At 52.7% G+C, this 22633-nt stretch carries 17 protein-coding genes, 1 tRNA gene and 1 rRNA gene; 13 read left to right on the top strand and 6 right to left on the bottom strand.

Annotated features, from left to right (window positions below; translation table 11 throughout):
• Positions 1-272: 272 nt before the first annotated feature.
• The 5 genes from AYI87_RS08695 to glpG all read left to right on the top strand — a co-directional run bounded on the left by AYI87_RS08695 (position 273) and on the right by glpG (position 4820).
• Complete coding sequence (locus AYI87_RS08695; protein WP_011867502.1) at positions 273-926, top strand: TetR/AcrR family transcriptional regulator; 654 nt, start codon at positions 273-275, stop codon at positions 924-926.
• A 416-nt stretch (positions 927-1342) separates the two neighbouring features.
• Complete coding sequence (locus AYI87_RS08690) at positions 1343-2536, top strand: glycine C-acetyltransferase (protein ID WP_144201280.1); 1194 nt, start codon at positions 1343-1345, stop codon at positions 2534-2536.
• Between the two features lie 10 nt (positions 2537-2546).
• Positions 2547-3572, top strand: a complete 1026-nt coding sequence (gene tdh / locus AYI87_RS08685; RefSeq protein WP_144201278.1) for an L-threonine 3-dehydrogenase — start codon at positions 2547-2549, stop codon at positions 3570-3572.
• 88 nt (positions 3573-3660) lie between these two features.
• The gene (glpE, locus tag AYI87_RS08680; protein ID WP_144201276.1) at positions 3661-3966 is read left to right on the top strand and encodes a thiosulfate sulfurtransferase GlpE; all 306 of its coding nucleotides are present in this window, start codon (positions 3661-3663) and stop codon (positions 3964-3966) included.
• A gap of 17 nt (positions 3967-3983) precedes the next feature.
• Positions 3984-4820, top strand: a complete 837-nt coding sequence (gene glpG, locus AYI87_RS08675; RefSeq protein ID WP_144201274.1) for a rhomboid family intramembrane serine protease GlpG — start codon at positions 3984-3986, stop codon at positions 4818-4820.
• Between the two features lie 129 nt (positions 4821-4949).
• Here the strand turns inward: glpG and elbB are convergent, their stop codons facing one another.
• Positions 4950-5603, bottom strand: a complete 654-nt coding sequence (elbB, locus tag AYI87_RS08670) for an isoprenoid biosynthesis glyoxalase ElbB (RefSeq protein ID WP_144201272.1) — start codon at positions 5601-5603, stop codon at positions 4950-4952.
• A gap of 388 nt (positions 5604-5991) precedes the next feature.
• Here elbB and polA point away from each other — a divergent pair, with 388 nt between their 5' ends.
• Complete coding sequence (gene polA / locus AYI87_RS08665; protein ID WP_144201270.1) at positions 5992-8742, top strand: DNA polymerase I; 2751 nt, start codon at positions 5992-5994, stop codon at positions 8740-8742.
• A 781-nt stretch (positions 8743-9523) separates the two neighbouring features.
• On the opposite strand, the gene yihA is transcribed toward polA, so the two are convergent.
• Entirely contained in the window at positions 9524-10180 is a 657-nt protein-coding gene (gene yihA, locus AYI87_RS08660) for a ribosome biogenesis GTP-binding protein YihA/YsxC (protein WP_144201268.1), read from the bottom strand.
• Between the two features lie 168 nt (positions 10181-10348).
• Between yihA and AYI87_RS08655 the strand changes: the two genes are divergently transcribed.
• The 5 genes from AYI87_RS08655 (at position 10349) to hemN (ending at position 15103) form a co-directional block, all read left to right on the top strand.
• Entirely contained in the window at positions 10349-10969 is a 621-nt protein-coding gene (locus tag AYI87_RS08655) for a c-type cytochrome (protein WP_011867510.1), read from the top strand.
• 774 nt (positions 10970-11743) lie between these two features.
• On the top strand, positions 11744-12412 hold the full coding sequence (locus AYI87_RS08650; protein ID WP_144201266.1) for a methyltransferase domain-containing protein: 669 nt from the start codon (positions 11744-11746) through the stop codon (positions 12410-12412).
• A 47-nt stretch (positions 12413-12459) separates the two neighbouring features.
• Entirely contained in the window at positions 12460-12993 is a 534-nt protein-coding gene (yihI, locus tag AYI87_RS08645; RefSeq protein WP_144201264.1) for a Der GTPase-activating protein YihI, read from the top strand.
• Positions 12994-13086: 93 nt separating this feature from the next.
• Entirely contained in the window at positions 13087-13554 is a 468-nt protein-coding gene (locus AYI87_RS08640; protein WP_144201262.1) for a DUF2489 domain-containing protein, read from the top strand.
• A 172-nt stretch (positions 13555-13726) separates the two neighbouring features.
• Positions 13727-15103, top strand: a complete 1377-nt coding sequence (gene hemN / locus AYI87_RS08635; protein ID WP_144201261.1) for an oxygen-independent coproporphyrinogen III oxidase — start codon at positions 13727-13729, stop codon at positions 15101-15103.
• 56 nt (positions 15104-15159) lie between these two features.
• On the opposite strand, the gene add is transcribed toward hemN, so the two are convergent.
• Positions 15160-16155 (bottom strand): adenosine deaminase, encoded by a 996-nt coding sequence (gene add / locus AYI87_RS08630; RefSeq protein ID WP_144201259.1) that lies wholly within the window; start codon positions 16153-16155, stop codon positions 15160-15162.
• Positions 16156-16389: 234 nt separating this feature from the next.
• Here add and AYI87_RS08625 point away from each other — a divergent pair, with 234 nt between their 5' ends.
• Positions 16390-18174, top strand: coding sequence for a DUF885 domain-containing protein (locus AYI87_RS08625; RefSeq protein ID WP_144201257.1), 1785 nt, complete (start codon positions 16390-16392; stop codon positions 18172-18174).
• 106 nt (positions 18175-18280) lie between these two features.
• Complete coding sequence (locus AYI87_RS08620; protein ID WP_144201255.1) at positions 18281-19270, top strand: alpha/beta fold hydrolase; 990 nt, start codon at positions 18281-18283, stop codon at positions 19268-19270.
• Here the strand turns inward: AYI87_RS08620 and AYI87_RS08615 are convergent.
• From AYI87_RS08615 to rrf, 3 genes are all read right to left on the bottom strand, one after another.
• On the bottom strand, positions 19259-21757 hold the full coding sequence (locus AYI87_RS08615) for a putative bifunctional diguanylate cyclase/phosphodiesterase (RefSeq protein WP_260865111.1): 2499 nt from the start codon (positions 21755-21757) through the stop codon (positions 19259-19261). The two genes, AYI87_RS08620 and AYI87_RS08615, sit on opposite strands and share 12 nt — an antisense overlap.
• Positions 21758-22341: 584 nt before the next feature.
• Positions 22342-22418, bottom strand: a tRNA-Asp gene (locus AYI87_RS08610).
• A gap of 36 nt (positions 22419-22454) precedes the next feature.
• Positions 22455-22570, bottom strand: a 5S ribosomal RNA gene (gene rrf / locus AYI87_RS08605).
• Positions 22571-22633: the final 63 nt, after the last annotated feature.

Genomic DNA, 22633 nt, shown 5'->3' with positions numbered 1-22633 from the left:
CTTATACAGGGTCAATTTACTCATAGACCTTAATAGTAACATATGCCGCTGGCCGACGGGCGGCAAACAGACGCTGGCAATAAGCCTCACGTTGATTTATAAATCGGCAGAAAAACAGGGGGTTAATCTTAACTGGTCTGAGTAGCCATAGATTGACTTTTACCCGCTGGCTGATAACTTCAACTGGAGCCTTTACTCGAATATAGCCCTATAACTCGCGCGCCAGGCAAGGCCGGCCCACGAGTAATAAACCGACCTGACTTAGGATCAAGATGAAGACCCGCGATAAAATCGTCCACGCCGCCCTGGCACTGTTTAACGAGCATGGTGAGCGCGCCATCACCACCAACCATATTGCCGCGCATCTGGGGATCAGCCCGGGTAACCTCTACTACCATTTTCGCAATAAAGAAGACATCATCCGCTCCATCTTCAGCCTCTATGAACAACATCTGGAGACAGGCTTTCAGCCCTATGAGGGAAAAAAGGTCGACGTCGATCTCTTGATCGGCTACTTCGACGCCCTCTTCTACACCCTGTGGCAGTTCCGCTTCATGTACGCCAATCTGGTGATCATCCTCAGCCGCGACGAGGTGCTCAACAAGCAGTATACGGTCACCCATGAGCAGGTACTCAAGCGAGCAACCAGCATCCTGACCCAGCTAAAACAGGATGGCGTATTGGTGATCGACGATGCCGAGATCACGCCGCTGGCCGACACCATCCGCATGGTAGCCTGCTTCTGGATCAGCAACCAGCTCACCCACTCGGAGGCCACCCAGATCACCAAGACCTCCCTCTACGAGGGACTACTGCGGGTGTTAATGATCTTCAAGGCCTACGCCAGCGAATCCGCCAGACCCACCTTCATCAGGCTTGAGCAACACTACCAGGCCCTGGCCAAGGCGGAACAGGAAGAAGACTAAACCACTATTCTGCCACTCACCTCATCATCTGGCCTCTCGCTAAGCCATTTGTGATAGGCCAGTTGTGACATTTCGCATTATTTTTTGTTATGCGAAAGTTGCACTTGCACTAACTTAGTTAATAGCGCAAAAAAAAATGTGGCGCCGGCCGGGTTTAAGGTTAGAATTCGGCCAGCCTAGCGCGATCCATATCCCAGGCGTCCCCTTTTCCGGCAGGCGTGTCGGCAACAATAGATGGTCGAAACTGAACTAGACTTAATCATTCATCGACGGGGCGATACCTGGCTATGACAAGCCTGACTTATGCGTTAAAGATGGTTCCTAACTTATCGCCTTTCCTCGAGTTTATCTGCCAAGTGAGCAGGCTCGGGCAAAGCATACAAAAATAAAACTAGACAGAAAGAAGGAGACTACAGGTGGCAACGACCTCATTCTACGATCAAATCAATCAGCAGCTGGCTGAAGTTAAAGCGGAAGGCTTATACAAGAGCGAGCGCGTTATTGCCTCTCCTCAGAAGACTGAAATCGAAGTCAACGGCCACGAAGTGATGAACTTCTGCGCCAACAACTACCTTGGCCTGGCAAATCATCCCGAGCTGATCGCCGCGGCGCAGCAGGGCCTGAGCGATCACGGCTTCGGCATGGCGTCTGTGCGCTTCATCTGTGGTACCCAAGATATTCATAAACAACTCGAAGCCAGCCTGAGCGAATTCCTCGGCATGGAAGACACTATTCTTTACTCTTCTTGCTTCGATGCGAACGCCGGTCTGTTCGAGACCCTGCTGGACGCCGAAGACGCCATCGTCTCAGATGCCCTGAACCACGCCTCTATCATCGACGGTGTACGTCTGTGTAAGGCCAAGCGTTTCCGCTATGCCAACAACGACATGGCCGATCTGGAGACCCAACTGCAGGCGGCAAAGGCAGCCGGTGCCCGTCATATCTTGATCGCCACCGACGGTGTGTTCTCGATGGATGGCGTGATCGCCAACCTCAAAGGCGTCTGCGATCTAGCCGATAAATATGGCGCCCTGGTCATGGTGGATGACTCTCACGCCGTGGGCTTTATCGGTCAAAACGGCCGCGGTACCCACGAGTATTGCGACGTGATGGACAGAGTCGACATCATCACGGGCACCCTGGGCAAGGCCCTGGGCGGCGCATCGGGTGGATTCACCTCGGCGAAGAAAGAGGTCGTCGACTGGCTACGTCAACGCTCGCGTCCTTACCTCTTCTCTAACTCGCTGGCCCCTTCTATCGTCACCGCCTCGATTCATGTGTTGGAAATGCTAAAGTCTGGCCAGGCACTGCGCGAAGCCGTATGGGAAAACAGCCGTTACTTCCGCGAGAAGATGACTGCGGCAGGCTTTACCCTGGGCGGCGCCGACCACGCCATCATCCCAGTAATGATTGGCGATGCCAAGCTGGCCAGCGACTTCGCTAACCGTCTGTTGGAAGAGAATATCTATGTGATCGGCTTCTCCTTCCCTGTGGTACCTAAGGGCCAGGCCCGTATTCGTACCCAGATGTCGGCCGCCCACACCCGCGAGCAGCTAGATCGCGCCATCGATGCCTTCACCCGCATCGCCAAAGAGATGGGAATTATCTAGGAGTCTATCGATGAAAGCCTTAAGCAAACTCAAGCCTGAAGAAGGCATCTGGATGGTTGAAGCGCCAAAACCTGAAGTTGGCCACAACGATCTGCTGATCAAGATCCGCAAGACTGCCATCTGCGGTACCGACGTGCATATCTACAACTGGGACGAGTGGTCACAAAACACCATTCCTGTGCCTATGGTGGTCGGTCACGAATATGTGGGCGAGGTGGTCGAGATTGGTCAGGAAGTCCGTGGCTTCCAGATTGGCGATCGCGTCTCTGGCGAAGGTCATATCACCTGTGGCCACTGCCGCAACTGCCGCGCGGGCCGCACTCACCTGTGCCGCAATACCTCAGGTGTGGGTGTTAACCGTGAAGGTGCCTTTGCCGAATACCTGGTGATCCCGGCCTTCAACGCCTTCAAGATCCCTGACGATATCTCTGACGATCTGGCTTCTATCTTCGATCCATTCGGTAATGCGGTGCACACGGCGCTGTCGTTCGATCTCGTGGGCGAAGATGTGCTGATCACGGGCGCTGGTCCTATCGGCATCATGGCCGCCGCAGTTTGTCGCCACGTCGGCGCACGCCACGTGGTGATCACAGATGTGAACGAATACCGCCTCGAACTGGCCAAGAAGATGGGCGCCACCCGCGCCGTTAACGTGGCTAAGGAGAAGCTGGAAGATGTGATGCAAGATCTCGGCATGACCGAAGGCTTCGATGTCGGCCTCGAGATGTCGGGCGTACCGGCTGCCTTCCACTCCATGCTGGATACCATGAACCACGGCGGCAAGATCGCCATGCTGGGGATTCCTGGCGGCGACATGGCCATCGACTGGAGCAAGGTGATCTTCAAGGGACTCATCATCAAGGGGATCTACGGCCGTGAGATGTTCGAAACCTGGTACAAGATGGCCAGCCTGATCCAATCGGGTCTGGATATCTCGCCTATCATCACACATCACTACAATGTTGATGATTTCCAAGCCGGTTTCGACGCCATGCGTTCGGGCCAATCGGGCAAGGTTATCCTCAGCTGGGATTAATCCCCCGCACCACTCGCAACCGGGGCTGTACTCTCACGGCCCCATGTTGCACACTTAACTTATCCCTCTTTTTCATTACAGGTTGACTATGTCTGCTTTTCAACACCTGAGTGTCAATCAACTCATCCATATGCTGGAAGACAATGCCGAGGTACAGGTGGTCGATATCCGTGACGGCGCCAGCTTCGAGGCGGGACAGATCCCCGGTTCGACCAATCTCAACAACGAAAACCTGGCACGCTACATTGCCGAGGCCGACATGGACAGCCCCTTAGTCGTGGTCTGCTATCACGGCATCAGCAGCCAAAATGCCGCGCAATACCTGCATGAACAGGGTTTCGATGATGTCTATAGCCTGGATGGTGGCTTCCAGGCCTGGCGCGAAGCCCATTAATTTCCAGAGGTACGCCTATGTTGGAACTTGGTCGTCTCCCCAATGAACGCGCCGCCCAGGCGCTGATCGATTACCTCAAGGGCCAGGGCATAGATTGCCAGCTGCAACATGCCGAACACGGGGTGACCCTCTATGTCGCCCGAGAGCAAGACTACGCCAAGGCGCGCCGCGAGTATGAGCACTTCGTGCGCAATCCCTATGACGACAAGTACCTTCAGGCCTCCTGGGAGAACGGCAGCACAGGCACCAAACTAGACTACGGCGCGCCTGGGCTGCAGCTGGTGACTCAGTTCCTGTCAGGGGCTGGGCCCCTGACCCTTATCGTCATGCTCAGCTGCACGCTAATCTATCTCGGCTTCATCTTCGGCTTTGCCAATCCTATCTTCGAGGCACTCTCCTTCTTCGGCGCCGTACCCGGCAGCGACAGCAGCCAGATCTGGCGCGTATTTACCCCGAGCCTGATGCACTTCTCCGCCATGCACATCATCTTCAACCTGCTCTGGTGGTGGTATCTAGGCGGTAAGATAGAAAACAAGCTAGGGGTGACTCCACTTTTAACCTTACTGCTGATCGCCGGCACCCTGCCGAACCTGCTGCAATATGCAATTGGCGGCCCCAACTTCGGCGGCCTCTCGGGCGTTGTCTTCGCCGTGGTAGGCTACACCTGGATCATGGGAGTCAGACGTCCTGAGAAAGGCATAGGCCTGCCCCCGGCCTACATAGGCTTCATGTTGGTCTGGCTGGTGTTTGGCTTTACCGATATGTTCGGCTTATCTATTGCCAACGGCGCCCATGTCGGCGGCTTAATGGTGGGCCTGGCCCAAGGCTTTATCGACAGTCGCCGACGGGTTTAGGTAACCCCTAGATAACATGTGCCCTCAGAGAGGACACGAGATCTTTAAGGGCCCATTAAATGGGCCCTTTTTGATTGGCTAATACCAATCACCATGAGTGAAGGTTATTTATTGCGGTTGGGCATGGGATCACGCCAGCTCGATCACCTTCTTCACCAGCTTATCTATACCGATATGGGCCTGGGCAATATTCTCGGCCAACATGTAGGCCGGCGTGCTCACCAGTTTGCGCGCCTCATCGACGACGATCTGCTCGACATTGGCCTCCACATGCTCACCGCCCATCAGGTTAAAGGCGTGGGCCGTGTCGCTGTCATGGCCTATGGTGCCCTTGGCCTTCTCGCCGTAGAGCTTAGGGATCATCACGGGCGAGATACAGATAAAGCCCACCGGCTTGTCCGCCTCGACAAACTCGCTGATGAAGGCCTTCACGCTGGGTGCCACCTCACACTCACTGCCGACCACGGCAAAGTTACACAGGTTCTTCGCGGCGCCAAAGCCACCTGGGATCACCAGACCATCGAAGGCCTGGATATCTAACTCGTCCGTTGCCTTGATGTCGCCACGAGCAATACGCGCCGACTCCACCAGCACGTTGCGATGCTCTCCCACGGCCACCTCACCTGTGAGGTGATTCACCACATGCATCTGCTCTATGTTGGGTGCGAAACATTGATAACTTACTCCGGCCTGGGTCAGCGACAGCAGAGTCAATACCGCCTCATGAAGTTCGCTGCCGTCGAACACTCCCGCGCCGCTTAATAAAACAGCAAATTTTTTCATTAAAAACTCCTTTAATAGACCGAATGGTTTTAACAACCAGATAACAAAAGGGTTGATCTGATTATTTTTCATGCTAAGTTAGTTCATCGACTCTAACAAGGCCGAGCAATTTCGCCAAGTCAGAGCATAAATATGGATGACAAAATAAAAAATCCACAAATTAGGAATTTTTACTCGGAAGTAATACCTAGTTCACATAAAAATATAATACAAAAACAAATCAACAAGTTGCATCACCCGCTTATGTTCGTCGTCGTGATCCCTACTCGCTGAAACTTTTTTAGCTCACAGACTTATCCACAGGCTGCTGAGTAATTTGCCGTGGCCGAAATCGCCCTAATATGGCATGCTAGCGCCATCATCGCATACCGAAAAAATAGATAAAATTATGCCTAATATCGCTGAAAACCCACTCATTCTTGTGGATGGTTCTTCCTATCTTTACCGCGCCTACTATGCGCCGCCTCACCTGACCAACTCCAAGGGTGAAGCCACGGGGGCTGTGTATGGCGTGATCAACATGCTACGCAGCCTGCTTAACCAATATAAGCCGACCCAGATGGCGGTGGTGTTCGATGCCAAGGGAAAAACCTTCCGCAATCAGATGTATGCCGAATATAAGGCCCACAGACCCCCCATGCCGGACGATCTCAGGACGCAGATCGAGCCACTGCATCGCATCATTCGCGCATTGGGACTCCCCCTGGTCTGCATCCCCGGCGTCGAGGCCGATGATGTCATAGGCACCATCGCCAGACAGGCGAGCCAGGAAGGCCGCTCCGTGCTGATCAGTACGGGCGATAAAGATATGGCCCAGTTGGTGGATGACAAGATCACCCTGATCAACACTATGACCAACACAATCCTAGGCCCTCAAGAGGTGTGCAAGAAGTTTGGTGTCGGCCCTGAGCTGATCATCGACCTACTGGCACTGCAAGGCGATAAGGCAGATAACATCCCCGGCCTGCCTGGCGTGGGTGAGAAGACGGCGCTGGCGATGCTACAAGGCGTCGGCGGCGTCGAATCCATCCTCGCCAACCCAGAGAAGATGCCGGAGCTCGGCTTTAGGGGGTCTAAGACCATGCCCGCCAAGATCGCCGAACATGGCGACATGCTCAAACTCTCCTATGAGCTGGCGACCATCAAGTGCGACGTCGAACTGGAACAAGACTGGCACCAGCTCAACATTCAAGACGCAGATCGCGACGAACTGATCAAATGCTACGGCGAGATGGAGTTTAAGCGCTGGCTGGCCGAGGTGTTAGACAACAAGTCGAGTGCCAGCAGCCAAGAAGAGGCCGACGAAGTGCCGGCGCCTCAAACTATCGATACCCAGTACGACACCATTCTGACTTGGGAAGCCTTAGATGAGTGGCTAAAGGCACTGGCCGCCGCACCACTATTTGCCCTGGATACCGAAACCACCAGCCTCAACTACATGGAGGCCAAACTGGTGGGGCTCTCGTTTGCCATCGAGCCAGGCAAGGCCGCCTATCTGCCGCTGGCACACGATTATGCCGATGTCCCAGAGCAGCTCGACAGTGAGCAGGTACTGGCCAAGCTCAAGCCACTGCTGGAAGACCCTAGCCTTCTCAAGGTGGGGCAGAACCTTAAATATGACATGAGCATACTGGCCAACGTCGGTATCTCCCTCAAGGGCGTGGCCTTCGATACCATGCTCGAGTCCTATGTGTTTAACTCGGTCGCCTCCAAGCACAACATGGATGACCTGGCACTGAAATACCTGGGTCATAAGAATATTAGCTTCGAAGAGATCGCGGGCAAGGGCGTTAAGCAGCTGACCTTCAACCAGATCCCGCTGGAGACGGCAGCACCTTACGCCGCCGAAGACGCCGATATCACACTCAGGCTGCATCAACATCTCTGGCCAAGACTGCAAAAGGCCAGCGAGCTTGCCAGCGTCTTTACCGACATAGAACTGCCTCTGGTCAGCATACTGTCTCAAATCGAACGTCAGGGCGTGTTGATCGACAGCATGTTGCTGGGCCAGCAGAGCGACGAGTTGGCACGCAAGATAGATGAGCTGGAACAGAAGGCCTACGAGATCGCTGAAGAGCCCTTTAACCTGGGCTCGACCAAACAGCTGCAGGCCCTCTTCTTCGAGAAACTGGGTTACCCTGTATTGAAGAAGACCCCTAAGGGCGCACCGTCCACCGCCGAAGAGGTGCTGGTCGAGCTGGCACTGGACTATCCTCTGCCCAAGATCATCCTGGAGCACAGGAGCCTGTCTAAGCTTAAGAGCACCTACACAGACAAGTTGCCGCTGATGGTCGATGGCAAGACTGGCCGGGTACATACCAGCTACCACCAGGCCATCGCCGCCACGGGTCGCCTGTCATCCAGCGAACCTAACCTGCAGAACATCCCCATCCGCACCGAGGAGGGCCGCCGTATTCGTCACGCCTTCGTGGCGCCAGAGGGACGCAAGATCCTCGCAGCCGACTATTCGCAGATCGAGCTGAGGATCATGGCCCACCTCTCCCAGGATAAAGGCCTGCTGAGTGCCTTTGCCCAGGGCAAGGATATCCACAGAGCTACCGCCGCCGAGGTATTTGACGTCGACTTCGGCGAAGTCACCAGCGAACAGCGTCGCCGCGCCAAGGCGGTGAACTTTGGTCTCATCTATGGCATGTCGGCCTTCGGCCTGGCCCGCCAGCTGGATATTCCGCGTCACGAGGCCCAGCAATATATTGACATCTACTTCAAACGCTATCCTGGCGTGCTCAAGTATATGGAAGATACCCGCGCTGCCGCCGCCGAACAGGGATACGTATCGACCCTCTATGGTCGCAGACTCTACCTGCCAGCCATCAAGGATAGAAACGCCATGCGCCGTCAGGCAGCGGAGCGCGCCGCAATTAACGCGCCGATGCAGGGCACGGCCGCCGATATCATCAAGAAGGCCATGATCAATATCGCCCAGTGGATCGAGACAGAGACTCAGGGAGAGATCACCATGATCATGCAGGTTCACGATGAACTCGTGTTTGAGGTCGATGCCGACAAGGCCGACTCGCTCAAACTCAAGGTGTGTGAACTGATGGCGCAGGCCGCCTCCTTAGATGTCGAGTTACTGGCCGAGGCTGGTATCGGCGATAACTGGGAACAGGCGCACTAGGCTTAGGTTTGCGACTCTGGCTCACCAGATACTAGGCTCAATGCTCAATTAAATCTGCATTGAGCCACAAAAATGCCTCGACCATGCCCCGGCCTGCCGGGGCATTTTTTTATGCTATGAGACCCATTCACCCTGGCATCTCACCCTCTTGGCCCTCGAAGCCGTAAAAACCACCAAAAATAGTAATGTTTTTTCACTTAAGAGCAGTTTTTAACTAAACAGCTCTTTTAAAGGCAATTTTGGTAAATTTCAGATCAAAAACCTGTGCTTTTATTGAGCACTTTTTTAGACATTGCTCACATTATTGTCGTTTTTTACAAAAAACAGTTTCCCATATTACGACCAATGAAGTATTATTCTCTGCGTAGGGTACAGAGGTTAAGATGTTCTATCTTTCAGACCTTTTTTTATTTCACGTTAAGTGAAAAGCCAAATTCTGGCGCCCCAGCAAGTTACTTGCTGGGGCTTTTTTTCGTCTGAAATTTAATTTAGAGCAAATACTTTAATTTGGGTGGGATTCGGGCTATCCTATGACCACTGAGAACTATTGGTCGATGACCGATAGAACTTGAGTCTTGTTGAAATTTAGCTTCTCCCCAAAAGAGCTAATGTATTTTTTGCCGATGGCGTAGCCGTCGGCATTTTTTTACCCGCCGTTACATAGCCACTCAAAGAGTTACCCACTAATAGCCTCTGCAGCTAAGCGTCTTAGCCATTAAAAACCAGGCATAAAAAAACGCCCCCAATCTGGAGGCGCTCTTCATCATAAAAAATTACTCTACTACTCTTGCTCGGCGTCGGCCAAGGCCTCCACCAGCCAGTCTGGATGACACCATTCGTTAAGAATCCCCAGCACCTTAGGCTTGCCGGTTCCCTTCAGGGAAGAGAATGGCTCCACCTTCACGCCGTCGCCGAAGTCCGCCAAGACCTTACGCACATCGTTAACCGTCTTCATTCGAGCACTCTGCGCCAACTTGTCACACTTGGTCAGCAAGGCCAGCACGGGAATATCGCAATCAACCGCCCACTCGATCATCTGCATGTCGAGATCCTTGAGCGGATGACGAATGTCCATCAGCACGACCAGGCCACTCAAACAGGCGCGTTCCTGCAGATATTGCCCCAGCGCCTGCTGCCATTTTTTCTTCATGGCCAGTGGTACCTGAGCGAAACCATAGCCAGGCAAATCCACCAGGCGTCTGTGCTCATCGATCGCGAAGACGTTGATCAACTGGGTACGCCCAGGTGTCTTACTGGTTCTTGCCAGGTTCTTCTGCTCGGTTAATTGGTTTAATGCGCTCGACTTTCCGGCATTAGAGCGGCCAGCAAAGGCGATTTCGACGCCTACATCACCGGGCAAGTACTCATCCAGATGCGCAATATCCGGCGCACTGATCAAAAACTTAGCCTGTCGAAAATCGATACGAGAATCAGTCACTACCCACCCCAAAATTTGTTATTTCTTCAGTTTAAATATCGAAGACTTGCTTACATTTGCACAATTTCGTGTAAAATATTACCCCGATCACATAAATCATATTTTATCACGCTTGCAGGTCACTCTCGTAAGCTCAGGACAAAAAATTTAACTAAAAGTTGGAACGCCATGAAAAAGTTCGCTATTGCGCTATCGATGTTAGCCACTCTATCAACTCCGGCTCTAGCAGCAGGTGATGCTGAAGCGGGAAAAACTAAAGCAATCATTTGTTCTGCCTGTCACGGTGTTGATGGTAACAGTATGATCGACATGTACCCCAAGATTGCGGGTCAACAAGAAACTTACCTGAAGAAGCAGTTAACCGAACTGCGTCAAGCTGCCCACACAGGCGGTAAAGAAGGCCGTAACGATCCTATGATGAGCCCTATGGCAGCGGCATTGTCGGATCAGGATATCGAAGATTTGGCGGCTTACTTCTCTTCGCAAAAACTTGCGATGAGCGAAGTCAAAGACGTGCCTGAACTGGGTGAGCAACTATACAAGGGTGGTGACGCCGTACGTGGTGTGACTGCATGTATCGCCTGTCACGGTCCTAGCGGTAAAGGTTCTGAGGCTGCAGGCTTCCCAGCTATCGCGGGCCAACACGCTAACTACATCAAGATCCAGCTGAATAAGTTTCACGATACAAGTCGTAACAACGACCTAAACGGCATGATGCAAGACGTTGCCAAGAAGCTGACCAGTGAAGATATCGAAGCACTATCTAAATATATTTCAAGCATTAAGTAATTAATCGCTGGATAACGAGAGGGTGGTTTATACCACCCTTTTTAATCAACCAAGGTTTACGTTTACGTAAACTGCAGAAAATTGATGCTTGACATAGATCACAGATTTCGTTTTAATTGTGCCCGTACCGAGGTAAACCCAACTGTTTGTATAAAATCTACCTAATAACAATAAACAGATTTCGGTATGTGATTACATTTAAGATATAAGAATAAAGTTAAGCAAAAATAATAATAATTTTTTGACCACTCACTAAAAATAATAAGAGAAGTACTTCGCATCTGAAGTCAGGTCGTAAAAACTTGGTAAGGATATTGGTTAGGAAGGCCAATGCGCTAATTAGCATTTTCCTTACGGTTCAGAAAACAGTTGAACTGCTTACTGCTGAACTTAATGTAAACCGAACAGGGATGGTTTATTAGGCGTCAAAGATGACGATATGGATTGTGATGTGTCAATGAAGACCATCTACGGAAGCTGTGGTCAGGAAGGCGACAGGGAAAGAAAAAAAGCGTCTGGAAGACCGAAAACGAAAATAACTATGCATGGAAAGCAGATTAAAAAATAAGATGGAATCCGACTGGGAGAGTCGCATAGCAAGTAAGGAAACTTGGAATCAGAATTGAGTACCTTTGGTACTTTTTGGAAGGCGACAGTGATACTGTCGCCTTTTTTTATATCCGGCAAAAAATACGCTTCTGTTTCCGCTTGGCCTACAGTAAATTAAACCGGGTAGCAGCAATTAACCCAGCCTTTAAGAGTCATGCCCTAGCCATGCGAAGATGCCCCCTGTGCAGCAGCGAAGAGACAGCCCCCTTCTATCAAGATAGAAAACGCTGCATCTATCGCTGTAAACGCTGCATGCTGCTGTTTGCCGATGCCAGCTCTCATTTGCCCCCCAGCGCCGAGGTAAAACGCTACCGCTCAGCCAATAGTAAAGACAAGCCGCTGCAGCAATTCCTCTCGAGCCTGATCACTCAGTGTGAGCAGCAGGTTCAGGGCTCACTGCTTGGACTCAACTTCGGCCGACTGCTAAACCCACAGGCGATAGACGCCATCAAAGCCCGAGGCCATCAGCTCAACCAGTATGATCCACACTTCGCCCCGGATCATACCCTGCTAAGACTCGAATACGACTTCATCTGTTGTTATCGCGTCTTCGAGCACTTTCGCTTTCCTGGAAAGGAGTGGCAGCTGCTTTGTTCCTTACTTAAACCCGGCGGCTGGATGGCGATCAGCACCCAACTGCTCACCGAGCTTCAGGGCTTTCCCAAATGGCACCACAAGAACAATCTGACCCATGTCAGCTTTTATCAGCAAGCCACCTTCCAATATTTGGCAAGCCAGGCCGAGTTTAGGCTATTATTCGCCTCGAAAGATCTCATTTTGGTGCAAAAACCAACAGGATCTGGTATAACACGCGACCCAAGTTCACTTATCTAACTCAGGGTTAGGTAGGTTCACGATTTTTTGTAGTTGAGATTAACGTTATGACCCGTAAGAAATCGCGCAAGATCAATGAGAATGCGCCAAAACGTCCGCCTAGAACCAAGAAAGAAGACCGTGTCGTCACGGGCAAGAAACAGAAGTCGGGCAATAAAGCGGGCAGTCGTCATAACGAAAAACAGATCCAACAGAAGCAATCGGGCACGGCACAGGCCAAAGATCCTCGCCACGGCAGCAAGAAGCCTGTCGCACTAGAGCTTCCGACTAAGGCGCCTGTGGCCAAGCAGCCCAAGGCACCTAAGATGAGCGACGAACAGAAACTGCTGAAGCTAGAGGAAGATCCTAGACTCAACAAGCTGCTCGACATGCTTGAAGAAGGTCGGGATCTCAACGATACGGATCAAGCCTGGTTAGAGAAGCAACTAACAGAGATCGAGCGCCTGATGGATCGCCTGGGCATCACAGAAGAGGATGACCTCGAGCATGTGATGAAGACCACGGTCGGCTCAGACGACGATCTGCTGGATAAGTTTGAATCTGGCGCCGATCTGCTCAAAGATTATCAAGATAAAGACTAGCCTCAGGCTAACCCAAATGGCATCGATTCGATGCCATTTCTCTATCTCGCCTCTGTGATTAACACCTAGCTAACCAACACCTCGGATTGCATTATGACTACGACACTCCTCATCCTGGGCGCCATCATCATCTTAGGACTGGCCGCCTATGCCGCCAGCCTGTTACTCAAGCTAAAACAGCAAACCGCACGCCAAAAAGCGCAACGCGAGGCACAACAGGCCGCGGCTGACGCCAAGGAGCTGGAACTGCTCGGCAACATTCACTATATCGCCGCCGCCATGCTCGACGAGCGCTGTGAACTGTCAGAGGGCGTGATGCGTATCGGTAAGCTGTTCAATATTCTCGGCCACACAGAGCAGGTGAAACACCAGTACCCGGCGCTCTTTAAGCATTATGAGATCATCGAGTCCCACCCTATCATGGAGCAGCGCAAGGCGTTGGCCAAGCAGCAGCGCATGAAACTAGACTTAGAGAGAATGAAGTCAGAATCCGCCCTGGAAGCGGAGATCATGGCCGAGGTGGCCCTGCTGACCAAAGCCTATGCCCACCTCAGCCACTGACGTGAGTCGGTGCACAAAAACGGCTTAAGACCAAGACATTTAAGCCGAAAACAAGGATATTCGACAGCTAACATAAATTGCAGTGCTAATTTGCAACCTGGATCAATGTTATTCACTCAATAACATTGCATACTTCGCTAGTTGCTAATTTACCACCCTCGGAGGACACGCCTTGAAGCAGCCCACCCAAATTAGTTGGGATCAGTCAATGATCGAAAAATATAATTACAGCGGTCCTCGTTATACCTCTTACCCGACCGCACTAGAATTTGACGCCTCCTTCACCGAAGAAGACCTGCTCACCTCTATTGCCAACAGTAAGAGCAATAAACTGTCGCTGTATCTACACATTCCTTTCTGCGCCAAGCTCTGCTACTACTGCGGCTGCAACAAGGTGATCACCCGTCACCAGCACAAGGCCGACCAATATATCGAATATCTGGCGGCAGAGATCGTTAAACGCGCACCACTGTTTAAGCATTATCAGGTCACCCAGATCCACTGGGGTGGCGGTACGCCAACCTTCCTCAGCCCAGAGCAGATCCTCAGGCTGTCGGCGCTGCTCAGAGAGCACTTTAATATTGCCGAAGAGGGTGAATACTCTATCGAGGTCGATCCACGCGAGATCGAACTCTCTATGCTAGACACCCTCAAAGAAGCTGGCTTCAACCGTATCTCGGTCGGCGTGCAGGACTTCAACAAAGAGGTGCAGATTGCCGTTAACCGTGAACAGGACGAGCAGTTTATCTTCGACCTGATCGCCAAGGCCAAAGCCATGGGCTTCGTGTCGACCAACATCGACCTGATCTACGGCCTGCCACACCAGACACCGCAGAGCTTTGCAGAGACTATGCAGCGCGTATTGGATCTGTCTCCCGACAGACTCTCTGTCTTTAACTACGCTCACCTACCGGCACGTTTCGCGGCCCAGCGTAAGATTAAGGACGAGCATCTGCCGACACCACAGCAGAAGCTGGAGATGCTACACCAGACTATCGAGACGCTGACAGGTGCTGGCTACCAATACATAGGCATGGACCACTTCGCCAAGCCGGATGATGAGCTTGCTATTTTGCAAAACGAAGGTCGCCTGCACCGTAACTTCCAGGGTTACACGACCCAGGAAGAGTGTGATCTTCTAGGTCTTGGGGTATCTTCCATCAGCCAGATCGGCGATTGCTACGCCCAGAACCAGAAAGATATCCGTCCTTACTATGAGTCGGTGGATGAGAAGGGTCATGCCCTGTGGAAAGGCTGCAAACTTAATCGTGACGACGAGATCCGCCGCGCCGTGATCAAGCAGCTGATCTGCCACTTCGATCTGGATATGGCCAAGATGGATGAGCGATTAGGCATTAAGTTTGAAGAGTACTTCGCCGAAGATCTCAAGCTACTTCAAACCTTTATCGACGACAAGCTGGTCGAAGTCAAAGACAGAAAGATCACAGTTGGCGAAACCGGCCGTCTGCTGATCCGCAACATCTGTATCTGTTTCGACGTCTACTTCCGCGACAAGGCTCGTCAACAGCAGTTCTCTCGGGTTATCTAATCCCCGAACATGAAAAAAGCCGATGATGATTCATCGGCTTTTTTGTTTATGTTTTCTTAGGCTTTAGCGGCGTAGAGCGCCTTACGCTCGCTGTCGGAGATAAAGGCCATCTCCACGCCGTTACGCTGTAGCTGTGCCAGCTCGGCATCGCTAAAGCCCATCTCCTGCTTTACGGTACGATACTCGTGCTTGATGTCGATGGCACTCACGCCCGGATCGTCTGTGTTAAGACCAATCAACACGCCCGCCTCCATGAAGGTGCGCAGCGGATGCTCCTGATAACTGGTTACGGTCGAGGTGTGCAAGTTACTGGTTGGACAGGACTCTATGCCTATCCTGTTGGCGGCAAGATACTCCATCAGCTTAGGATCATGTATCGCATTAACCCCATGGCCGATACGGGTTGCCCCCAGCTCCTGAATAGCCTGCCACATGCTCTCGGCGCCGGCAGCCTCACCGGCATGGGCCGTAATGGCTAACCCGGCGTCACGCACCTTCTTGAAGTGATCGTTAAACAGGGCGCCCGGGAAGCCTAGCTCATCCCCAGCCAGGTCCATCGCTACCAGGTGCTGCTTGTGTGCCAGCAAAGCGTCCAGCTCCTGCATACAGGCATCCTGACCGAAGGAGCGAGACATGATACCGATCAGGTTGATCTTCACCTCATAGTCCTTAAGACCCGCCTTAACCCCGTCGATAACGGCTTCGACGACCCCTTCTATCGGCAACTTGTGGTTCATCGCCATATAGTAAGGACTGAATCTCAACTCGGCGTAATCCAGACCAGAGATCGCCGCATCGGCGACGTTTTCATAGGCCACGCGTTTAACCGCATCGAGATCCGCCAGGACGGCAACCATCCAGTCGAGCTTCTTTAGAAAAGCCACCAGACTTGATTCTTTCCCCTGAATTTGAACGAAAGGCGCTAAACCTTCCAAGGAATCGGCAGGTAAAGCAATATTGTGTTGGTGGCCCAGGTCCCAAATCGTTTCCACCCTGACGTTACCATCAAGATGACGATGCAGATCCACCAACGGAATGGATGTATCAATCATATTTAACCCCTATTTGAACCCCTCAGCCAATATTGTTTTTTGTCTGGTCTGAAGTTGTTGCAACTATAACATGCATTTTTTAACGATATGCATGACTTATGTTCAGCTTTCGACTTAACTCTGCTGCAATACCTGCTCACAATTTATCTAGTGCCGTGGGTGACCCACCAAATTGAATATTGCATAATCGTGGTACCCATTCCTGGGCCCATAATAATGACAACAGGACCACCCATGTATAAACCCTTAGCCCCTTGCCTACTCTTATTCAGCCTCACAGCCTGCCAAATGGCCCCTACAGCGGATGTCGCCACGGCGCCGCAAATCAGTGTCAGCCAGAGCCATCAGCAGTTACAGCGCATCATAGACGATGCCTGGCAACTTAGATTAGAGTCTAGCCCAGAAATGGCCTACGCACAGGGAGACGAGAAGGCGGCGGGTAAACTAGATGACCTCTCACCCGAGGCGCTGGCAAACCATAACCAGGCAGAGCAGGCGCTGTTAACGCGCCTCAAGTCTTTAGATATGGCATCACTCGATAAGGCCAATCGCATCGACGCTCAGATACTCATCTATCAGTTACAAAACAGCGTCGACCAGTACCGTTTCCACGACCATTATCTGCCGATCACCGCAGAGAGCGGCTTTCACGCCTATATCGCCTCCATCGCTAAGGGCAACTTCAATAGCGAGGCCGATTACCGCAATTACTTAAGCAAGCTCGAGGCCCTGCCCCACTATTTTGCGCAACAAACCTATTGGCTGAAACAGGGGCTGGCTCAAGGCATCACCCCGGCTAAGGTGGTCTTAAACGGCTTCGAAGAGAGCATTAGCGCTTTCATAGTACCGGTTGAGCAGAGCGGTTATTTCAAACCCTTCACCCACTTTCCCAAGCACTTTACCCAGGCCCAGAAAGCCGAGTTGACGGCGCAGGGCAAGGCCTTGATTGAGCAGAACGTACTGCCCAGCTATCAGGCCTTCTACGACTTCATGACCCAGGAATATATCCCAGGCGCACGGGAGAGTATCGCCGCCTATGACCTTCCCGATGGTAAAGCCTTCTATGAGAATCGCGTACGCTACTACACTACGCTGCCAATGACAGCCAACGAAGTGCACCAACTCGGGCTAAAAGAGGTTAAGCGTATCCGCGCCGAGATGCAGGCGATCATAGACAAACTCGGCTATCAGGGCACCTTCGCCGATTTCCTCCACTTCCTGCGCACCGATCCTCAGTTCTATGCCAAGACCCCGGAGCAGCTGTTGAAAGAGGCCGCCTTTATCGCCAAGAAGGCCGATGCCATGCTGCCGAAGTTCTTCGGCAAGCTGCCGCGCACGCCCTATGGCATCCAGGAGGTGCCAGCCGAGATCGCCCCCAAATACACCACCGGGCGTTATTCTGGTGCCAGTGGCGATGACCAGCCCGGCTATTACTGGGTCAACACCTATGCCTTGGACAAACGCCCCCTATATGAGTTGGAAGCCCTGACCCTGCACGAAGCCGTACCTGGCCATCACCTGCAGATCTCCCTCAACAAGGAGCTGACCTCCCTGCCTAACTTCCGTCGTTATAGCTATATCTCGGCGTTTGGCGAGGGCTGGGGACTCTACTCTGAGTATCTCGGACTGGAAGGCGGTTTCTACCAAGACCCCTACAGTAACTTCGGCCGACTGACCTACGAGATGTGGCGCGCCGCCCGCCTGGTGGTCGACACCGGCATGCACGCCAAGGGTTGGACACGTCAGCAGGCCATCGACTATATGGCCAGCAATACGGCGCTGTCGCTTCACAATGTCACTACGGAGATAGACAGGTATATCTCCTGGCCTGGACAGGCCCTATCCTACAAGATAGGCGAACTCACCATCAAGCGTTTACGCGCCAAGGCCGAACAGGCGCTGGGTGATAAGTTCGATATCCGCGCCTTCCACGATGCGGTCTTGGCCAATGGCTCAGTGCCTATGGCGCTGCTCGAACAGCAGATAGACGACTTTATCGCCGCTCAGGCCGCTCGCTAGCCCCTCCGGCGTACCAATGGCTTGAGGAACTTAGCCCCCTCAAGCCATTAATCACCATAAGATATCGTGTTACACTCAGACATCTTGTCCCTAATTCAGATCGCCCATGTCCACAGCCCCAGTCTCTACAAGCATTGACACTAGCGCCACCACACTGCCGGTTTTTTCCAGCGAACTGACTGACAATCGTCAGCGGCTAAATGCTTTCTGGCAGGGTGTCGAGCAGGGCTATCTGACGACAGGCGATGGACTCAAGCTGGCCTACTGCGTGGCCGCTCACCCCGAGTCGAATCAGGCGATAGTGATCAGTAGCGGTCGTGTCGAGGCCTATCTTAAGTATCAAGAGCTGATCTTCGATCTCTATCAGTTGGGATATAGCGTCTATGCCCTGGATCACAGAGGACAGGGGCTTTCAGATAGGCTAACCGACAATCCGCACCAGGGACACATAGAGAAATTTACCGACTATGTGGATGACCTTGGCCTCTTCGTCGATAGCCTAATCATTCCCAAGCAACATGACAGGCTGTTTCTGGTGGGGCACTCCATGGGCGGCACCATAGCGACTCTGTATCTGCAGCAGGCGCCTAAGGTGTTCGATGCGGCCGTATTATCGGCGCCCATGTATGGCATCTGCCTGCCTATGCCTAAGCCCTTCGTGCGTTGGTTGGCCGGACACCTGGACAATGGCTCGAGCAGCAAGCCCAACTACGTCTTAGGGGGCAAGAACTATCAACCCGTCCCCTTCGAGCAGAACGAACTCACCCATAGCGCTAAGCGCTATCAAGACTATCGTCGGCTGTATGAGACCTACCCGCAGCTGCAGCTGGGCTCGCCCACCAACCGATGGTTAACCGAGTCCCTCGATGCCTGCGAGCAAGCAGTAGAAGCCGCGAAACACACTCAGACGCCTATCTTGATCTTACAGGCAGAGGAAGACTCCATCGTCGACAATCGCGCGCAAGATGCAGCCAGGGGAGAGCATTGCCACCTGTTTAAGGTCGCCCATGCCCGTCATGAAATCTTCATCGAAAGGGATAGCGCCCGAAACCAGGCGCTGGGACAACTGGCAGACTTTCTCAGCCTACACGCTTGATAGCAGCGGCCTATCTCCAAGCCTTACCAGCAGGCGAGCCAACTCTTCGCCCGGCATAGGACGGTGGAATAGATAACCTTGGTATAGATCGCAGCGATAGGCCTTGAGCTGCTCGAACTGAGACTGGATCTCCACGCCCTCGGCGACAAACTCAAGATTCAGGCTGTGAGACATATCGATCATGGCCTTGACGATAGAGGCAGAGGCCTCGCCGTTACCCATGTCTCTGATAAAGCTGGCATCTAGCTTAAGGCGATTCAACGGCAACTCCTGCAGATAGCTCAGCGAGCTATAACCCGTGCCGAAATCATCCACGGCAATGCTGATCCCTACCTCTCTCAATTGCGTCATGGTCTGGCGCACCTGCTGCAGGTCAGTCAATAACACATGCTCGGTAAGCTCAAGTTCGATATGGGCAGGGCTGATCCCTTGATCCTTTAGCATGGCCAACAGCTTAGGTGCAAACTCATCCTGGTGGAACTGACGCGCGCTGACATTGATCGAGACCATAGGTGGGCGAATACCTTGTTCCTGTAACCCACGAATGAAACGGCAAGCCTCCAGCAACACCCACTCACCCAATTCGACGATCAGGGCGCTGCCCTCGGCCACAGGAATAAAGTCGGCCGGTGAGATAGCCCCATGCTGTGGATGGTGCCAGCGCAGCAAGGCCTCGACCGAGGCAATCTCGCCCTTGGCATTTAACAGCGGCTGGTAGAAGAGAGATAACTGATGACGTGCGACGGCATGCACCAGCTCGGTGCGAATCATCAGATTTTGTGCGGCGCGCTTATCCATCTCGCTGCTGTAGACCACACAGGCATCGCGTCCACTCTCCTTCGCCTGAGCCAGCGCCATATTGACCCTTTTTAACTGCTGCTCCGGTGGGATAGCCTCGCTTGGATCGATGATGGCGATCCCCACACTGGCGGAGAGATTAAAGGTATGACCGCTGATATGGAAGCTGCGGGCAATCAGCTGACGCATCTGGCTCGCTAAGGCCTGAGCACGACGCTGCGCGCCGAGGAGATCCTCCGGTAGCTTCTTCACTAGAACCACAAACTCATCGGCGGCCACACGAGCGATCAGCGAGTTAGAGGAGAAGTAGCTGGATAACCTGGCAGCGATCTGGATCAGCAGCCTGTCGCCACCATGATGCCCAAGGGCATCGTTGACGACCTTAAAGTTATCCAGGTCCAGCATAAACAAGGCCGCGCAGCTTCCCGACTCGTCCTGCTGCTGATACAGGGCGTCCATCAAGGCGCGGCGATTGGCAAGATCCGTGAGCGGGTCGTGCTTGGCCTGATGCATAGCCGCCTTCTGGTTACGAATATCCTCTGTCACATCGGACAGCGTGCCTATCATGCGTAGCGGCTTACCCTTCTCGTTCCACTCGACCGTCATCCCCCTGTCGAGCACCCAGATGTAATGCCCCTGCTGATGACGCAGTCTATGCACACTCTCAAATTCCTCGGTTTCCCCATTGAGGTAGGCGTTAAGGTTTTTAAGTATTCCCTCTTTGTCCTCGGGGTGCAGTCGGCTCTCCCAGGTTGCCAGCTCGGGCACTAAGTCTTCGGGGCCATGGCCCAACATATCCTTCCAGCGGTCGGAGAGAAATACGCTATTGTCCTCTAGGTTCCAGTCCCAGATGCCGTAACGCGAGACCTCCACGGCAAACAGCCATCTCTGCTCGCTATCCTTAAGCTGTTTCGCCCCCTGCTGGAACCTATCCTTAAAGCGCCTAAGGTTTTGCTCCAGGCTATGCAGTTCAATGAAGGGGGATTCAATTGGCTTTTGTCTGGAATCGGCTTCACGCTGACCCAGGGTCGCCGCCTGGCGACTCAGATAGCGAATCGGCGACAACACGAAATAGTAAAACAGGCCGAGCAAGACCAAGGCGGTCGCCAAGGCAATCGCGCCCGTTCGCATCAAGCCGACTAACACGGTTTCATCGCTAGCGGCCAGCATGGGCGCCATATCATATTCGAGATAGATGAGTTCGGGACGTTCGACCGACAGGGAGGAGAGCTGTGGTGTAATGGGATAATAGGCCTGTATCGACTGACGCTTATCATTGAAGTAGATACGAGAGCTACCCTCGGCGACGCTGTCTTTGTGGGCCTGACTCTCATAACCATCGATCACTAACTGCGCCGAGCTGTCGCGCCATACCCCATGATTGGCAAAGCGTATGTTACCCCTGCGATCGATAAGCGTATAAACGGATAGGCGAATATCGCTGCCGAGCAAGGCTAGCTCCTCCTCTACCCGCGTGAAGTCTTGCGCCTTAGCCGCCATCGCCACCAGGTGATTCATTCGCATCAATCCCTGAGACAGAGACTCCACCTGAGAGGAGGACACATAGTCTCGGCGCTGCTGGCGCTCGACAAAGTAGCTACTGGTAATAAAAAACGCGAACAGCAAGACACACACCAGAGGTGCGAAGATAATGAGCGAGGGACGTGAGAAAAATTTCAGCAAAGCCACTGCACCTAAAAAAGGGTCGTCAGACGTAACACATCTTATCAATACAGGATCAATTGCGTGTGTTTGTGCCGATTATGCCACATTTAAGTTACTTAGTGACTAAACATTATTGCATTTAGCTATAAGCATATAGAGATAAGCTAGGACGGCTTAAGCTAGTGAAACGAGCTGGGGAGGACGGGGCTCGAACCCGCACTCTCGCTTTCTATTGAGACAGAGCCTAAAACTCCATGGAAGGAGTGAATGCTTTAGATTATCTGGAATAATCTCAGCACAGCTGAACTTCTGCTCTCCTCCGCAGGCTTTTTGCATACAACGAAAAAAGCCTCTGCATTACTGCTAGGGCTTTCATCTTAATGTTGGTGGGCGCATATCGCAAAGCGATGTGCTCATGCGCGCGAAGTGAAACGAGCTGGGGAGGACGGGACTCGAAACCGCACTCTCGCTTTCTATTGAGACAGAGCCTAAAACTCCATGGAAAGAGTGAATGCTGTAGATTATCTGGAATTCTGCTCTCGGCCACAGGCTTTTTGCACACAACGAAAAAAGCCTCTGCATTGCTGCAGAGGCTTTCGTCTTAATGTTGGCGGAGCGGACGGGACTCGAACCCGCGACCCCCGGCGTGACAGGCCGGTATTCTAACCAACTGAACTACCGCTCCTTTAGTAACACGCTTACGCGGGATACTAAATTAGGCGCCTGGAAATGACCTACTCTCACATGGGGAGACCCCACACTACCATCGGCGCGATTGCGTTTCACTTCTGAGTTCGGGATGGGATCAGGTGGGACCACAATGCTATGGTTTCCAGACAAATTCTTACTGGTTAATTCTTCGTCTGACGGCATTGTTTCCTCGCTGCAGTGCTCATGTAC

The sequence above is a fragment of the Shewanella sp. KCT genome (genome assembly GCF_007636505.1).
Lineage (GTDB): Bacteria > Pseudomonadota > Gammaproteobacteria > Enterobacterales > Shewanellaceae > Shewanella > Shewanella halotolerans.
This window is presented reverse-complemented; position numbering and strand designations above follow the sequence as displayed.

What these genes read in the sequence shown, in the direction of transcription:
- polA (WP_144201270.1), top strand. Translation starts at nt 5,992, where the DNA reads ATGCCTAATATCGCTGAAAACCCACTCATTCTTGTGGATGGTTCTTCC.
- tdh (WP_144201278.1), top strand. Translation starts at nt 2,547, where the DNA reads ATGAAAGCCTTAAGCAAACTCAAGCCTGAAGAAGGCATCTGGATGGTT.
- glpG (WP_144201274.1), top strand. Translation starts at nt 3,984, where the DNA reads ATGTTGGAACTTGGTCGTCTCCCCAATGAACGCGCCGCCCAGGCGCTG.
- glpE (WP_144201276.1), top strand. Translation starts at nt 3,661, where the DNA reads ATGTCTGCTTTTCAACACCTGAGTGTCAATCAACTCATCCATATGCTG.
- AYI87_RS08640 (WP_144201262.1), top strand. Translation starts at nt 13,087, where the DNA reads ATGACTACGACACTCCTCATCCTGGGCGCCATCATCATCTTAGGACTG.
- elbB (WP_144201272.1), bottom strand. Translation starts at nt 5,603, where the DNA reads ATGAAAAAATTTGCTGTTTTATTAAGCGGCGCGGGAGTGTTCGACGGC.
- AYI87_RS08620 (WP_144201255.1), top strand. Translation starts at nt 18,281, where the DNA reads ATGTCCACAGCCCCAGTCTCTACAAGCATTGACACTAGCGCCACCACA.
- add (WP_144201259.1), bottom strand. Translation starts at nt 16,155, where the DNA reads ATGATTGATACATCCATTCCGTTGGTGGATCTGCATCGTCATCTTGAT.
- AYI87_RS08625 (WP_144201257.1), top strand. Translation starts at nt 16,390, where the DNA reads ATGTATAAACCCTTAGCCCCTTGCCTACTCTTATTCAGCCTCACAGCC.
- AYI87_RS08695 (WP_011867502.1), top strand. Translation starts at nt 273, where the DNA reads ATGAAGACCCGCGATAAAATCGTCCACGCCGCCCTGGCACTGTTTAAC.
- AYI87_RS08650 (WP_144201266.1), top strand. Translation starts at nt 11,744, where the DNA reads ATGCGAAGATGCCCCCTGTGCAGCAGCGAAGAGACAGCCCCCTTCTAT.
- AYI87_RS08655 (WP_011867510.1), top strand. Translation starts at nt 10,349, where the DNA reads ATGAAAAAGTTCGCTATTGCGCTATCGATGTTAGCCACTCTATCAACT.
- yihI (WP_144201264.1), top strand. Translation starts at nt 12,460, where the DNA reads ATGACCCGTAAGAAATCGCGCAAGATCAATGAGAATGCGCCAAAACGT.